The 13,982-nt window shown below is 45.9% G+C and carries 17 protein-coding genes; 11 read left to right on the forward strand and 6 right to left on the reverse strand.

Features of this window, described 5'->3' with window-relative positions:
• Positions 1-56: 56 nt before the first annotated feature.
• Both yfmC and M1D65_RS04075 read right to left on the reverse strand, forming a co-directional pair.
• Entirely contained in the window at positions 57-1,004 is a 948-nt protein-coding gene (gene yfmC, locus M1D65_RS04070; RefSeq protein ID WP_046160190.1) for a Fe(3+)-citrate ABC transporter substrate-binding protein YfmC, read from the reverse strand.
• Positions 1,005-1,112: 108 nt separating this feature from the next.
• Complete coding sequence (locus M1D65_RS04075) at positions 1,113-1,481, reverse strand: YfmB family protein (protein ID WP_003233730.1); 369 nt, start codon at positions 1,479-1,481, stop codon at positions 1,113-1,115.
• A 243-nt stretch (positions 1,482-1,724) separates the two neighbouring features.
• Here M1D65_RS04075 and M1D65_RS04080 point away from each other — a divergent pair, with 243 nt between their 5' ends.
• The 10 genes from M1D65_RS04080 (at position 1,725) to nosA (ending at position 12,014) form a co-directional block, all read left to right on the forward strand.
• A complete protein-coding gene (locus M1D65_RS04080; protein WP_003233729.1) occupies positions 1,725-2,072 on the forward strand; it encodes a general stress protein in 348 nt (115 codons plus the stop codon).
• A 189-nt stretch (positions 2,073-2,261) separates the two neighbouring features.
• Positions 2,262-3,524, forward strand: coding sequence for a pectate lyase (locus tag M1D65_RS04085; RefSeq protein WP_038829543.1), 1,263 nt, complete (start codon positions 2,262-2,264; stop codon positions 3,522-3,524).
• 126 nt (positions 3,525-3,650) lie between these two features.
• On the forward strand, positions 3,651-5,087 hold the full coding sequence (locus tag M1D65_RS04090) for an anion permease (protein ID WP_015383080.1): 1,437 nt from the start codon (positions 3,651-3,653) through the stop codon (positions 5,085-5,087).
• Between the two features lie 127 nt (positions 5,088-5,214).
• Complete coding sequence (gene yflR / locus M1D65_RS04095; RefSeq protein WP_064671899.1) at positions 5,215-6,843, forward strand: two-component sensor histidine kinase CitS; 1,629 nt, start codon at positions 5,215-5,217, stop codon at positions 6,841-6,843.
• Positions 6,815-7,495, forward strand: coding sequence for a two-component response regulator CitT (gene citT, locus M1D65_RS04100; protein ID WP_014479151.1), 681 nt, complete (start codon positions 6,815-6,817; stop codon positions 7,493-7,495). Before yflR ends, citT begins: the two co-directional genes overlap by 29 nt.
• A 2-nt stretch (positions 7,496-7,497) precedes the next feature.
• Complete coding sequence (locus M1D65_RS04105) at positions 7,498-8,457, forward strand: tripartite tricarboxylate transporter substrate binding protein (RefSeq protein ID WP_456270786.1); 960 nt, start codon at positions 7,498-7,500, stop codon at positions 8,455-8,457.
• A gap of 26 nt (positions 8,458-8,483) precedes the next feature.
• A complete protein-coding gene (locus M1D65_RS04110; protein ID WP_257475330.1) occupies positions 8,484-8,609 on the forward strand; it encodes a hypothetical protein in 126 nt (41 codons plus the stop codon).
• 43 nt (positions 8,610-8,652) lie between these two features.
• Positions 8,653-9,954: a citrate transporter CitM gene (gene citM / locus M1D65_RS04115; RefSeq protein WP_003242978.1), complete on the forward strand. Its 1,302-nt coding sequence runs from the start codon at positions 8,653-8,655 to the stop codon at positions 9,952-9,954.
• A gap of 55 nt (positions 9,955-10,009) precedes the next feature.
• On the forward strand, positions 10,010-10,804 hold the full coding sequence (locus M1D65_RS04120) for an MBL fold metallo-hydrolase (protein WP_456270787.1): 795 nt from the start codon (positions 10,010-10,012) through the stop codon (positions 10,802-10,804).
• A 118-nt stretch (positions 10,805-10,922) separates the two neighbouring features.
• Entirely contained in the window at positions 10,923-12,014 is a 1,092-nt protein-coding gene (gene nosA / locus M1D65_RS04125; protein ID WP_070548708.1) for a nitric oxide synthase, read from the forward strand.
• On the opposite strand, the gene M1D65_RS04130 is transcribed toward nosA, so the two are convergent.
• Positions 12,005-12,280: an acylphosphatase gene (locus M1D65_RS04130; RefSeq protein ID WP_003233709.1), complete on the reverse strand. Its 276-nt coding sequence runs from the start codon at positions 12,278-12,280 to the stop codon at positions 12,005-12,007. The two genes, nosA and M1D65_RS04130, sit on opposite strands and share 10 nt — an antisense overlap.
• Positions 12,281-12,346: 66 nt before the next feature.
• On the opposite strand from M1D65_RS04130, the gene M1D65_RS04135 reads away from it, so the two are divergent.
• Positions 12,347-13,012 (forward strand): MOSC domain-containing protein, encoded by a 666-nt coding sequence (locus tag M1D65_RS04135; protein ID WP_456270788.1) that lies wholly within the window; start codon positions 12,347-12,349, stop codon positions 13,010-13,012.
• A gap of 40 nt (positions 13,013-13,052) precedes the next feature.
• Here M1D65_RS04135 and M1D65_RS04140 read toward each other — a convergent pair whose 3' ends face one another.
• The 3 genes from M1D65_RS04140 to M1D65_RS04150 all read right to left on the reverse strand — a co-directional run bounded on the left by M1D65_RS04140 (position 13,053) and on the right by M1D65_RS04150 (position 13,923).
• A complete protein-coding gene (locus M1D65_RS04140) occupies positions 13,053-13,190 on the reverse strand; it encodes a YflJ family protein (protein ID WP_003239885.1) in 138 nt (45 codons plus the stop codon).
• A 156-nt stretch (positions 13,191-13,346) separates the two neighbouring features.
• A complete protein-coding gene (locus M1D65_RS04145) occupies positions 13,347-13,502 on the reverse strand; it encodes a hypothetical protein (RefSeq protein ID WP_003244572.1) in 156 nt (51 codons plus the stop codon).
• 106 nt (positions 13,503-13,608) lie between these two features.
• On the reverse strand, positions 13,609-13,923 hold the full coding sequence (locus M1D65_RS04150) for a DUF3243 domain-containing protein (protein ID WP_003242951.1): 315 nt from the start codon (positions 13,921-13,923) through the stop codon (positions 13,609-13,611).
• Positions 13,924-13,982: the final 59 nt, after the last annotated feature.

Genomic DNA, 13,982 nt, shown 5'->3' on the forward strand with positions numbered 1-13,982 from the left:
CTGCGTCTGGTTGCAAAAACGAAGAAGCAAGGATTTCCCCTCGCTTCTCATTTGTCCTATTTATTATACACTTTTTTAAGCACATCTTTGGCGCTTGTTTCACTAGACTTGATGCCTCTGAATCTTGTCCAAGTGTCACGGTCCGCATCATAGACTTGTCCATTTTTCACCGCTTTGAGATTTTTCCAGAGCGGGTTCGTTTTCCACTCGTCTACAATGGTTTTGCCTTCGTTGGCTGAGATGAACAAAATATCAGGATCGATTTTGCTCAATTGCTCGAGGCTGACCTCTTGATAGGCGTTATCTGACTTCACGGCGTGTGTAAAGCCGAGCATTTTAAAGATTTCTCCGTCATAGGATGATGATGTATGAAGCTGGAAGGAATCCGCTCTTGCAACGCCGAGAACGATGTTGCGGTTTTCATCTTTCGGAAGTTCGGCTTTTAGATCGTTGATGACTTTTTTGTGCTCGGCAAGCTTTTCTTTTCCTTCATCTTCTTTATTTAATGCTTTAGCAATGGTCGTAAAGCTGTCGATCGTTTCGTCATATGTCGCTTCACGGCTTTTTAATTCAATCGTCGGAGCGATTTGTTTCAGCTGTTTATAAATGTTTTTATGGCGCTCAGCGTCAGCGATGATTAAATCAGGCTTCAAGGAACTGATAACCTCAAGATTGGGTTCGCTGCGTGTGCCTACAGATGTGTAATCAATGGAGCTGCCGACAAGCTTTTTAATCATATCTTTTTTGTTGTCATCGGCTATGCCCACCGGCGTAATGCCGAGATTGCGAACGGCATCCAAGAATGAAAGCTCAAGCACAACCACCCGCTTAGGTGTGCCGCTTACTGTCGTTTTTCCTTCTTCGTCATGGATCACTCTGGAATCCTTAGACTCGCTTTTGCCGCTTCCGTTGTTATTCTGGCTTGATGAACAGCCAGATACAATGAGGCAGGCGAGCAATAAAACACTCATGATGGCAATCAACTTGTTAGAATAGGTGCGCATGTCATTCTTCCTTTTTTCAGATTTAGTAATGAGAATCATTATCACATGTAACACTATAATAGCATGGCTTATCATGTCAATATTTTTTTAGTAAAGAAAGCTGCGTTTTTACTGCTTTCTCATGAAAGCATCATCAGACACAAATAAGTGGTATGCAGCGTTACCGTGTCTTCGAGACAAAAACGCATGGGCGTTGGCTTTAGAGGTTTCGAACATATCAGCAGTGACATAAGGAAGGAGAGTGCTGAGATAACCGGACAATTTCTTTTCTATTTCATCTGTTAGTGCAAATTCAATGTCGCCGATATTCATGATAATCGAGAAAACAAAGTCGATATCGATATGAAAATGTTCCTCGGCAAAAACCGCAAGCTCGTGAATTCCTGGTGAACATCCGGCACGCTTATGGAAAATCTGTTTGACTAAATCACTCACAATCCAAGCATTGTATTGCTGTTCTGGTGAAAAGTATTGCATTAGACATACCTCCTGCTCGTACGGATAAAGGCAGCGTTTCATGGTCGTGTGCTCCGTGCAGCGGCTTCTCTTTAATTTTGATTTTTCTGAAAATAAGTCCCGTTCCTATCACTTTACCATGGACGGAAAACAAATAGCTACTACCATTCCTCCTGTTTTTCTCTTTAATGTTCTGGAATCTGTTTCAGGTACAGACGATCGGGTATGAAAGAAATATAGAAAACATGAAGGAGGAATATCGACATGAAACCAGTTGTAAAAGAGTATACAAATGACGAACAGCTCATGAAGGATGTAGAGGAATTACAGAAAATGGGTGTTGCGAAAGAGGATGTATACGTCTTAGCTCACGACGATGACAGAACGGAACGCCTGGCAGACAACACGAATGCTAATACGATCGGAGCCAAAGAAACAGGTTTCAAGCACGCGGTGGGAAATATCTTCAATAAAAAAGGAGATGAGCTCCGCAATAAAATTCACGAAATCGGTTTTTCTGAAGATGAAGCCGCTCAATTTGAAAAACGCTTAGATGAAGGAAAAGTACTTCTCTTTGTGACAGATAACGAAAAAGTGAAAGCTTGGGCATAAAGCAAGGAAAAAACCAAAAGGCTATGACGGCCTTTTGGTTTTTTTGCGGTCTTTGCGGTGGCATTTTGCAGAATGCCGCAATAGGATAGCGGAACATTTTCGGTTCTGAATGTCCCTCAATTTGCTATTATATTTTTGTGATAAATTGGAATAAAATCTCACAAAATAGAAAATGGGGGTACATAGTGGATGAAAAAAGTGATGTTAGCTACGGCTTTGTTTTTAGGATTGACTCCAGCTGGCGTGAACGCAGCTGATTTAGGCCACCAGACGTTGGGATCCAATGATGGCTGGGGCGCGTACTCGACCGGCACGACAGGCGGGGCAAAAGCATCGTCCTCAAATGTGTATACCGTCAGCAACAGAAACCAGCTTGTCTCGGCATTAGGGAAGGAAACGAACACAACGCCAAAAATCATTTATATCAAGGGAACGATTGACATGAACGTAGATGACAATCTGAAGCCGCTTGGTCTAAATGACTATAAAGATCCGGAGTATGATTTGGACAAATATTTGAAAGCCTATGATCCTAGCACATGGGGCAAAAAAGAGCCGTCGGGAACACAAGAAGAAGCGAGAGCACGCTCTCAGAAAAACCAAAAAGCACGGGTTATGGTGGATATCCCTGCAAACACGACGATCGTCGGTTCAGGGACTAACGCTAAAGTCGTGGGAGGAAACTTCCAAATCAAGAGTGATAACGTCATTATTCGCAACATTGAATTCCAGGATGCCTATGATTATTTTCCGCAATGGGATCCGACTGACGGAAGCTCAGGAAACTGGAACTCACAATACGACAACATCACGATAAACGGCGGCACACACATCTGGATTGATCACTGTACATTTAACGACGGTTCGCGTCCGGACAGCACATCACCGAAATATTATGGAAGAAAATATCAGCACCATGACGGCCAAACGGATGCGTCCAACGGCGCTAACTATATCACGATGTCCTACAACTATTATCACGATCATGATAAAAGCTCCATTTTCGGATCAAGTGACAGCAAAACCTCCGATGACGGCAAATTAAAAATTACGCTCCATCATAACCGCTATAAAAATATTGTCCAGCGCGCGCCGAGAGTCCGTTTCGGGCAAGTGCACGTATACAACAACTATTATGAAGGAAGCACAAGCTCTTCAAGTTATCCTTTCAGCTATGCATGGGGAATCGGAAAGTCATCTAAAATCTATGCCCAAAACAATGTCATTGACGTACCGGGACTGTCAGCTGCTAAAACGATCAGCGTATTCAGCGGGGGAACGGCTTTATATGACTCCGGCACGTTGCTGAACGGCACACAGATCAACGCATCGGCTGCAAACGGGCTGAGCTCTTCTGTCGGCTGGACGCCGTCTCTGCATGGATCGATTGATGCTTCTGCTAATGTGAAATCAAATGTCATAAATCAAGCGGGTGCGGGTAAATTAAATTAAGAAAGTGAAAAACACAAAGGGTGCTAACCTTTGTGTTTTTTAATTAATTAAAATGTTTATTAACTTAGTTAAGGAGTAGAATGGAAAAGGGGATCGGAAAACAAGTATATAGGAGGAGACCTATTTATGGCTTCAGAAAAAGACGCAGGAAAACAGTCAGCAGTAAAGCTTGTTCCATTGCTTATTACTGTCGCTGTGGGACTAATCATCTGGTTTATTCCCGCTCCGTCCGGACTTGAACCTAAAGCTTGGCATTTGTTTGCGATTTTTGTCGCAACAATTATCGGCTTTATCTCCAAGCCCTTGCCAATGGGTGCAATTGCAATTTTTGCATTGGCGGTTACTGCACTAACTGGAACACTATCAATTGAGGATACATTAAGCGGATTCGGGAATAAGACCATTTGGCTTATCGTTATCGCATTCTTTATTTCCCGGGGATTTATCAAAACCGGGCTCGGTGCTAGAATTTCGTATGTATTCGTTCAGAAATTCGGGAAAAAAACCCTTGGACTTTCTTATTCACTGCTATTCAGTGATTTAATACTTTCACCTGCTATTCCAAGTAATACGGCGCGTGCAGGAGGCATTATATTTCCTATTATCAGATCATTATCCGAAACATTCGGATCAAGCCCGGCAAATGGAACAGAGAGAAAAATCGGTGCATTCTTATTAAAAACCGGTTTTCAGGGGAATCTGATCACATCTGCTATGTTCCTGACAGCGATGGCGGCGAACCCGCTGATTGCCAAGCTGGCCCATGATGTCGCAGGGGTGGACTTAACATGGACAAGCTGGGCAATTGCCGCGATTGTACCGGGACTTGTAAGCTTAATCATCACGCCGCTTGTGATTTACAAGCTGTATCCGCCGGAAATCAAAGAAACACCGGATGCGGCGAAAATCGCAACAGAAAAACTGAAAGAAATGGGACCGTTCAAAAAATCAGAGCTTTCCATGGTTATCGTGTTTCTTTTGGTGCTTGTGCTGTGGATTTTTGGCGGCAGCTTCAACATCGACGCAACCACAACCGCATTGATCGGTTTGTCCGTTCTCTTATTATCACAAGTTCTGACTTGGGATGATATCAAGAAAGAACAGGGCGCTTGGGATACGCTCACTTGGTTTGCGGCGCTTGTCATGCTCGCCAACTTCTTGAATGAATTAGGCATGGTGTCTTGGTTCAGTAATGCCATGAAATCATCCGTATCAGGGTTCTCTTGGATTGTGGCATTCATCATTTTAATTGTTGTGTATTATTACTCTCACTATTTCTTTGCAAGTGCGACAGCCCACATCAGTGCGATGTATTCAGCATTTTTGGCTGTCGTCGTGGCAGCGGGCGCACCGCCGCTTTTAGCAGCGCTGAGCCTCGCGTTCATCAGTAACCTGTTCGGGTCAACGACTCACTACGGTTCTGGAGCGGCTCCGGTCTTCTTCGGAGCAGGCTACATCCCACAAGGCAAATGGTGGTCCATCGGATTTATTCTGTCGATTGTTCATATCATCGTATGGCTTGTGATCGGCGGATTATGGTGGAAAGTACTAGGAATATGGTAGAAAGAAAAAGGCAGACGCGGTCTGCCTTTTTCTTATTTTCACTCCTTCGCAAGAAAACGGATTTTGAAAAATGAGAAAATTGCCTGTGAAAAATGGTATGATCTAGGTAGAAAGGACGGCTGGTGCTGTGGTGAAAAAGCGGTTCCATTTTTCCCTGCAAACAAAAATAATGGGGCTGATTGCGGCTCTGCTGGTCTTTGTCATTGGTGTGCTGACCATTACGTTAGCCGTTCAGCATACACAGGGAGAACGGAGACAGGCAGAGCAGCTGGCGGTTCAAACGGCGAGAACCATTTCCTATATGCCGCCGGTTAAAGAGCTCATTGAGAGAAAAGGCGGACATGCGGCTGAGACGCAAGAGGTCATTGAACAAATGAAAGAACAGACTGGCGCGTTTGCCATTTATGTTTTGGACGAAAAAGGAGACATTCGCAGCGCCTCTGGAAAAAGCGGATTAAAGAAACTGGAGCGCAGCAGAGAAATTTTGTTTGGTGGTTCGCATGTTTCTGAAACAAAAGCGGATGGACGAAGAGTGATCAGAGGAAGCGCGCCGATCATAAAAGAACAGAAGGGATACAGCCAAGTGATCGGCAGCGTGTCTGTTGATTTTCTGCAAACGGAGACAGAGCAAAGCATCAAAAAGCATTTGAGAAATTTGAGTGTGATTGCTGTGCTTGTACTGCTGCTCGGATTTATTGGCGCCGCCGTGCTGGCGAAAAGCATCAGAAAGGATACGCTTGGGCTTGAGCCGCATGAGATCGCGGCTCTATATCGTGAGAGAAACGCAATGCTTTTCGCGATTCGAGAAGGGATTATTGCCACCAATCGTGAAGGCGTCGTCACCATGATGAACGTATCGGCGGCCGAGATGCTGAAGCTGCCCGAGCCTGTGATCCATCTTCCTATAGATGACGTCATGCCGGGAGCAGGGCTGATGTCTGTGCTTGAACAAGGAGAAATGCTGCCGAACCAGGAGGTAAGCGTCAACGATCAAGTGTTTATTATCAATACGAAAGTGATGAATCAAGGCGGGCAGGCGTATGGGATTGTCGTCAGCTTCAGGGAGAAAACAGAGCTGAAGAAACTGATCGACACATTGACAGAGGTTCGCAAATATTCTGAGGATCTCAGGGCGCAGACTCATGAATTTTCAAATAAGCTTTATGCGATTTTAGGGCTGCTTGAACTTGGGGAGTATGATGAAGCCATTGATCTGATTAAAGAGGAATATGCGATGCAAAATGAACAGCATGATCTTTTATTCCATAACATTCATTCGCAGCAGGTGCAGGCCATTTTGTTAGGGAAAATAAGCAAGGCATCGGAAAAGAAGGTCAAGCTGGTGATTGATGAGAACAGCTCACTCGCGCCTCTTCCTGCACATATCGGCTTGTCCCATCTTATTACGATTATTGGCAATTTAATTGATAACGCTTTCGAAGCTGTAGCGGAGCAAAGCGTGAAGGAAGTTTTGTTTTTTATCACGGATATGGGCCATGACATTGTCATTGAAGTATCAGACACAGGGCCCGGTGTGCCGCCAGAGAAAATAGAAGCTGTGTTTGAGAGAGGCTATTCTTCAAAGGGGATGAGGAGAGGCTACGGTCTGGCCAATGTGAAAGACTCAGTGCGTGAACTGGGCGGCTGGATCGAACTGGCGAATCAAAAAACTGGCGGGGCGGTATTCACTGTGTTTATACCGAAGGAGAAACAAAGGGGGAATCCATTTGATTCACATCGCGATTGCGGAGGATGATTTTCGAGTTGCGCAAATCCATGAGAGATTGATTAAACAGCTTGATGGATTCAAGATTATCGGCAAGGCGGCTAACGCAAAAGAGACATTGGCGCTTTTGAAGGAACACAAGGTTGATTTGCTTCTGCTGGATATTTATATGCCGGACGAGCTTGGGACCGCGTTGATTCCTGATATACGAAGCCGATTTCCTGAAGTGGACATTATGATTATCACAGCGGCAACAGAAACCCGGCATTTGCAGGAAGCGCTAAGAGCAGGAATTGCCCACTATTTGATCAAACCCGTAACGGCTGACAAGTTCAGGCAGGTGCTGCTTCAGTATAAAGAAAAAAGGAAGCTGCTCATGTCTCAGCCGGAGGTCAGCCAATCCATGATCGACCATATTTTTGGGAACAGTGTGAAGACAGCTTTGCCGGCAGAGGATTTGCCGACTGGCATTAATTCGATTACACTGCGAAAAATTAAGGAAGCGCTTCAGACTGCGTCAGAAGGATTGACAGCGGAGGAACTTGGGGAAAAAATGGGGGCGTCACGAACAACTGCCCGCCGTTATGCCGAGTACCTTGTGTCAAAGGAAGAAGCAAGAGCCGAGCTTGAATACGGGATTATCGGCAGGCCGGAGAGAAAATATTATTTGGCGGCGGATTAGATATGAAAAAATCTATAATCCTATTGATTATTCTATTGATCTTTATGCAGGGTGATATCAGGCAGGCGGCTGCGCCGCGCCTGCCGGACGGGCCGATAGAAATTGTCGTCCCTGCCGAACCTTCTGGCGGCTGGGATGTCACAGCGCAGGCGATCCAATCAGTTTTGAGGCAGAAGCAGATCGTGAAGGGAGATGTTCATATCGTCTATAAATCCGGCGGCGGGGGAGAGAAAGGCTGGAAATATGTCAACAAAAGCAGCAAACAAACCATCAGCATGACGTCCAGCCTAATATTGAGCAATGATCTTCTCGGGCAAAGCAAATTAAAAATGTCCGATTTTACGCCGCTCGCCATTCTCTCCAAGGAATGGCAGACGGTTGCATTGCCAAAAGGATCAGCGTTAACAAATGGCAAGGATGTGCTGTATGAGATCAACATGCATCCCGGCAAGGTGAGAATCGGCTTTGCCCCGGGGTTTGGCAATGATGATCAGCTCTCGTTCGTCAGAGCGGCAGATATGTACGGCATTGACCCGTTTGACATTCAATTCTCACAGTATGACAGCAGCGAACAGCTCATTCAGGCGCTGATCAGACATGAGATAGAAGCGGCTTCCATGACACTTTCTGAAGCGAAACCATATGAACGAAACGGCGATATCACGTTAGCCGCTGTAACGTCTGATAAAAGACTTCCCGGTTTTCCAAATGTACCGACGTGGAAGGAGCAGGGAATCCCGTTTGTTTTTTCTCATTGGAGAGGGATTTTGGGCCCGAAAAATATGTCTGAGGAAGAGATTTCTTACTGGGATCAAGCGCTAAAGAAGGTCACCTCCTCACCTGAATGGAAGCGGAAAATAAACGAACAGGACTGGGAAAGCTTTTATTTGAACAGCAGGGAAACGAAACGGTTTTTAGAAGAGCAATCTGCTTTTTATCAAAGCATCATGACAGGAAATTAAGATCCCGGCATCCCGGGATTTTTTTCATGCCGAAAATTGATCAAAAAGAACAAAACGGTTTTAAAAAATTAAAAATACAAAAAAACCAAATTATTTACTTGCGGTTGGTTTTCCCATACGATGGCAAAAAGGTAAGACAAAAAGGGGAGTAAGGGAGAAAAAAATGTAAGCGGATTCATTTAAGGGGGAATGGATGTGTTAGCAATCTTAGGCTTTCTCATGATGCTTGTGTTTATGGCATTGATCATGACAAAACGGCTTTCTGTTTTAACAGCATTAGTTTTGACGCCGATTGTGTTTGCGCTTATCGCCGGATTTGGATTTACTGAAGTTGGGGACATGATGATTTCGGGGATTCAGCAAGTCGCGCCGACTGCGGTCATGATTATGTTTGCGATCTTATATTTTGGAATTATGATTGATACAGGCCTGTTTGATCCAATGGTTGGCAAAATTTTAAGCATGGTCAAAGGAGACCCTTTAAAAATTGTTGTCGGGACAGCGGTTCTTACAATGCTCGTCGCCTTGGACGGAGATGGCTCGACAACGTACATGATTACGACAAGCGCCATGCTTCCGCTCTATTTGCTGCTAGGCATCCGGCCAATTATCTTGGCAGGAATCGCGGGAGTCGGCATGGGAATCATGAACACGATTCCATGGGGCGGTGCGACGCCGAGGGCGGCGAGTGCGCTGGGAGTTGATCCAGCTGAGCTAACAGGGCCGATGATTCCTGTCATTGCAAGCGGGATGCTTTGTATGGTGGCGGTTGCGTATGTGCTTGGAAAAGCGGAACGAAAGCGCCTTGGTGTGATTGAACTGAAACAGCCAGCTAATGCCAATGAACCGGCGGCAGCGGTTGAAGATGAGTGGAAGCGGCCGAAGCTTTGGTGGTTCAATTTATTGTTAACGCTTTCTTTAATAGGATGTTTAGTATCGGGTAAAGTCAGTTTAACCGTACTGTTTGTCATTGCGTTTTGTATTGCACTGATTGTGAATTATCCCAATCTCGAGCATCAGAGACAGCGCATCGCGGCGCATTCCAGCAACGTGCTGGCTATCGGTTCAATGATTTTTGCCGCGGGGGTGTTCACGGGGATTTTGACAGGCACGAAAATGGTTGATGAAATGGCGATCTCACTCGTGTCCATGATACCGGAACAAATGGGCGGATTGATCCCAGCGATTGTTGCCTTAACAAGCGGTATTTTCACATTTTTGATGCCGAATGACGCGTATTTCTACGGGGTGCTGCCGATTTTATCAGAAACAGCTGTCGCATACGGTGTGGATAAAGTGGAAATTGCCAGAGCCTCTATTATCGGCCAGCCGATTCATATGCTGAGTCCGCTTGTGCCATCCACTCATTTGCTTGTCGGACTCGTCGGAGTTTCTATTGATGACCATCAAAAATTCGCATTGAAATGGGCGGTTCTCGCAGTGATCGTCATGACGGCTATCGCTCTATTGATCGGTGCGATCTCTATTTCCGTATGATAATTCAGGCGTAATGACACACACTAACGGCATATAACATTCCGGAGGTGTCATTATGAGTGATCCTTATATGCCGCTGACTTCAGTCAGAAGCGGAACGGGGTTCGAAGCGGCAAAAGGGGTGCACGGCCTGACTGTGCAAATTGCGAATGCCTATTTTATTCAGCTGCCTTCTGAACCTCACTCATTTGTTTTAATTGATGCCGGCATGCCTCAATCAGCCGGCATGATTGTCAATGAAGCCAAACAAAGATTCGGTGAAGGGTTTCAGCTGAAGGCGATTATCCTCACACACGGGCACTTTGACCATATTGGGGCAATCGAAGAGATCCTTGAGCATTGGGATGTGCCTGTTTATGTCCATTCTCGGGAAATGCCCTATGTAACAGGTAAAGAGGATTATCCTCCGGCTCGTCCTGACAGCAAGAGCGGGCTGGTCGCCAAGCTGTCGCCGCTGTTTCCGCGGCACTCCATCGATATTTCCTCACATGTCCAGGCACTGCCGGAAGACGGTTCAGTCCCTTTTCTTGACGAGTGGATGTGGATTGCGACACCAGGACACACGCCGGGCCATATTTCGTTATTCCGCGATGACGGCCGCGTGCTTGTGGCAGGTGATGCTGTTATTACAGTGGAACAGGAGAAAATGGCTGACGTCTTGATACAAAAACAGGAGCTTCACGGTCCGCCGGCTTATTTCACGCCTGACACAGAGACGGCCGCTGAGTCCATTCTGAAGCTGGCCGGTCTTGAACCGGAAGCGTTATTGACCGGGCACGGCATACCGATGACCGGCAAAAACTTTCGAAGTGACTTAACTGAATTGGCAAATCGATTATCGTCTATTTGACACCCGCATTACGCGGGTGTTTTTTATTGTTTTCCAGGAAGTTGCAGAAAAATCATTTGTCTTGCCGCTTAAAAACGATACAATGAAAAGCATGAAGTGATGTGAAGGGGAGAGTTTGTTGGAAGAAAAAGAAATACTCTGGAACGAAGCGAAAGCGTTTATTGCCGCATGCTATCAGGAATTGGGAAAGGAGGAGGAAGTGAAAGACCGTCTCGAGGACATTAAAAGCGAAATTGACCTGACCGGAAGCTATGTACATACGAAGGAAGAGCTGGAGCACGGAGCGAAAATGGCTTGGAGAAACAGCAACCGCTGCATCGGCAGATTGTTCTGGAATTCGCTGAATGTTATTGACAGACGAGACGTCCGGACGAAGGAGGAAGTGCGTGACGCCCTCTTTCACCATATTGAAACCGCCACCAATAACGGCAAAATCAGACCGACCATTACGATTTTCCCTCCGGAAGAGAAGGGTGAAAAGCAAGTCGAGATCTGGAATCATCAGCTGATCCGGTACGCTGGATATGAGTCAGACGGAGAAAGAATCGGTGACCCGGCTTCCTGTTCACTGACAGCAGCCTGCGAAGAGCTCGGCTGGCACGGAGAGCGAACGGATTTTGACCTGCTGCCGCTCATTTTTCGCATGAAAGGAGACGAACAGCCTGTCTGGTATGAGCTGCCGCGTTCACTTGTGATCGAGGTTCCAATCATACATCCGGACATCGAGGCGTTTTCTGATTTGGAGCTGAAGTGGTACGGCGTGCCTATCATCTCTGATATGAAGCTTGAGGTCGGGGGCATTCATTATAATGCCGCGCCATTTAACGGCTGGTATATGGGCACGGAGATCGGAGCGAGAAACCTCGCAGATGAAAAGCGGTACGACAAGCTGAAAAAAGTAGCGTCCGTGATCGGCATCGCCGCTGATTACAATACGGATTTATGGAAGGATCAAGCGCTAGTTGAATTGAATAAAGCTGTGCTGCACTCGTATAAAAAGCAGGGTGTCAGCATCGTTGACCATCATACAGCGGCAAGCCAGTTTAAACGGTTTGAAGAACAGGAGGAAGAAGCGGGCAGAAAGCTGACGGGAGACTGGACGTGGCTGATTCCGCCAATTTCACCCGCTGCCACTCATATCTTCCACCGCTCCTATGATAACTCAATCGTTAAGCCGAACTATTTTTATCAAGATAAGCCTTATGAGTAAACAATAGAAAATCGATGATGGCCTTCAAGGCTGCGGGATTCAGTCACAGAGATGTCGGTAACCTTTGAGAAAGGGCTTCCGTTCTTTACAGCCTCAACAAACGATTGCAGGGCGTTTTCCGGACCCTCTGCCAAAATCTCGACACGCCCGTCATCACGGTTTTTGACCCAGCCGGCCAGTTTTCGCTTATCAGCTTCCATTTGAACAAAATAGCGAAAGCCCACACCTTGAACCCGGCCGTTTACAATGATTCGGTATTGAAGCATGTAAAAACCACCTTTTCTTTTTATGATAATCAATCATTTTACAACCTGTAAAGGGGATGTGTTTGTATGAAACCAGAGCGCTATTCAGTTCTTTCTCTTAATCTGGGAAAACCGCAGACGCTTGAATATGACGGAAAGAAAATCGAAACCGGCATCATGAAGCGGCCGGCTGAATCAGCCGTCATACTGTATCGGGAGAATTTTGAAGGAGACGGACAGGCGGACCTCGTCAACCACGGCGGACCTGATAAGGCTGTCTGTGTCTACCCGGCGGAGCATTATCCGTTTTGGGAAGAGTTCCTCTCAAGACCGCTGTCAAATGCCGCATTTGGAGAAAATTTGACGGTCGCGGGCCTGACTGAGGAGAATGTTTGCATCGGGGATGTGTTCAGGCTTGATGAAGCTGTTGTTCAGGTCAGCCAGCCGCGCCAGCCGTGTGTAAAGCTGGCGAAAAAGTTTGGTGTAAAAGAAATGGTGCTGAAGGTCCAGCAAACCGGCTATACAGGGTTTTATTTTCGCGTGCTGGAGGAGGGCAGGGTGTCTCCCGGCGCGAACCTTGAATTGCTGTCCAGAGGAGAGAAGGGCATCTCCGTCCAGTTCGCCAACCGCATCAACTACCATGATGCAAAAAATCTCACCGCCATAGAACTGATTTTAAGTGAGGCTGCACTATCGGAAAGCTGGAGAGCGTCCTTTATGAAAAAAAAGGACAGGCTGCTGCCGGTTGAATAGAAAAAAGCCGCGCATATCAACGTGCGCGGCTTTGCCATATTTAAGATTGTTTTTTCTTTGTTTCAAGCAGGTTGGCAAGAAAATAGGTTTTATAGCTTTGAAGCTTTCTTCCCTCATGGTGCGTGATCCCCTGCTTTTTTAGTTCTGCCACATACCAGCCTTTACTGCCGTAATGCATGTCAGAAAACTCCTTTCCCTATCTGATTTCGAAACGATTGGCATTGTAACATCTATAAAAAGATGCTGAAAAGAGATGCGGGGAAAACTGAGCCTTTCGCACTAGATGTACGAATGTTCTTCTGTATGTATATGCGGAGCAAAAGCCGAATATGATTTAATGGCCGGTTAGTTTGATCATGACAACGCCAAATGTCATAATGGCGAAAACAATGCCGATATATGTGAGCATCCCGTTTTTTTTCTTAACGCCGTAAACGGTCATAATGATGCCTTCAATGAAAAAAATGATGCCGAAAATAATAAACCACATGCAGATAAAGGCTCCTTTCACAGACATAATAGTAGTGTAGCATATCTGAAAGAGCCGGGCTGTGACAATATCAAGAAAGCCGGGCGCATATCGCCCGGCTCATGTTTTATTGTTTATCAACCAATTTGACCAGAAGCTGTGCCAAATGTTCTTTCTCATCTTCGTCTGCAACGCTCCAAAGCTCTTGCAGCAGCATTTCTTCACCGTTTTGCGGCTCTTCATGCTTTGCGAGGTAGTCTCCCAGGATCGCAGCGCTTTTTACAAGCTTGCCGTCATCCAATCCCAGCTTTTTGCCTCGGTTGACTTGTTTTTTCAAGTAGCCTTTAAATTCCTCAAAGTCTTTTAAAATGTCTTCTTTTATTGTGCCATGCATCGCGTTCATTTCGTTTTCAATTTGGATTTTTTCTTGATCTCTGTTCATTGCAAGACCTCCTCGTGCAGAATAATGATGTTTTACCTGCTATTGGAGGAGGTTAAACC

The sequence above is a fragment of the Bacillus sp. JZ39 genome, assembly GCF_053903145.1.

Excerpts from the sequence above, each read along its gene's own strand:
- yfmC (WP_046160190.1), bottom strand. The coding sequence starts at position 1,004 with ATGCGCACCTATTCTAACAAGTTGATTGCCATCATGAGTGTTTTATTG.
- M1D65_RS04075 (WP_003233730.1), bottom strand. The coding sequence starts at position 1,481 with ATGCAATACTTTTCACCAGAACAGCAATACAATGCTTGGATTGTGAGT.
- M1D65_RS04080 (WP_003233729.1), top strand. The coding sequence starts at position 1,725 with ATGAAACCAGTTGTAAAAGAGTATACAAATGACGAACAGCTCATGAAG.
- M1D65_RS04085 (WP_038829543.1), top strand. The coding sequence starts at position 2,262 with ATGAAAAAAGTGATGTTAGCTACGGCTTTGTTTTTAGGATTGACTCCA.
- M1D65_RS04090 (WP_015383080.1), top strand. The coding sequence starts at position 3,651 with ATGGCTTCAGAAAAAGACGCAGGAAAACAGTCAGCAGTAAAGCTTGTT.
- M1D65_RS04105 (WP_456270786.1), top strand. The coding sequence starts at position 7,498 with ATGAAAAAATCTATAATCCTATTGATTATTCTATTGATCTTTATGCAG.
- M1D65_RS04110 (WP_257475330.1), top strand. The coding sequence starts at position 8,484 with ATGCCGAAAATTGATCAAAAAGAACAAAACGGTTTTAAAAAATTAAAA.
- M1D65_RS04120 (WP_456270787.1), top strand. The coding sequence starts at position 10,010 with ATGAGTGATCCTTATATGCCGCTGACTTCAGTCAGAAGCGGAACGGGG.
- M1D65_RS04130 (WP_003233709.1), bottom strand. The coding sequence starts at position 12,280 with ATGCTTCAATACCGAATCATTGTAAACGGCCGGGTTCAAGGTGTGGGC.
- M1D65_RS04135 (WP_456270788.1), top strand. The coding sequence starts at position 12,347 with ATGAAACCAGAGCGCTATTCAGTTCTTTCTCTTAATCTGGGAAAACCG.
- M1D65_RS04140 (WP_003239885.1), bottom strand. The coding sequence starts at position 13,190 with ATGCATTACGGCAGTAAAGGCTGGTATGTGGCAGAACTAAAAAAGCAG.
- M1D65_RS04145 (WP_003244572.1), bottom strand. The coding sequence starts at position 13,502 with ATGTGGTTTATTATTTTCGGCATCATTTTTTTCATTGAAGGCATCATT.
- M1D65_RS04150 (WP_003242951.1), bottom strand. The coding sequence starts at position 13,923 with ATGAACAGAGATCAAGAAAAAATCCAAATTGAAAACGAAATGAACGCG.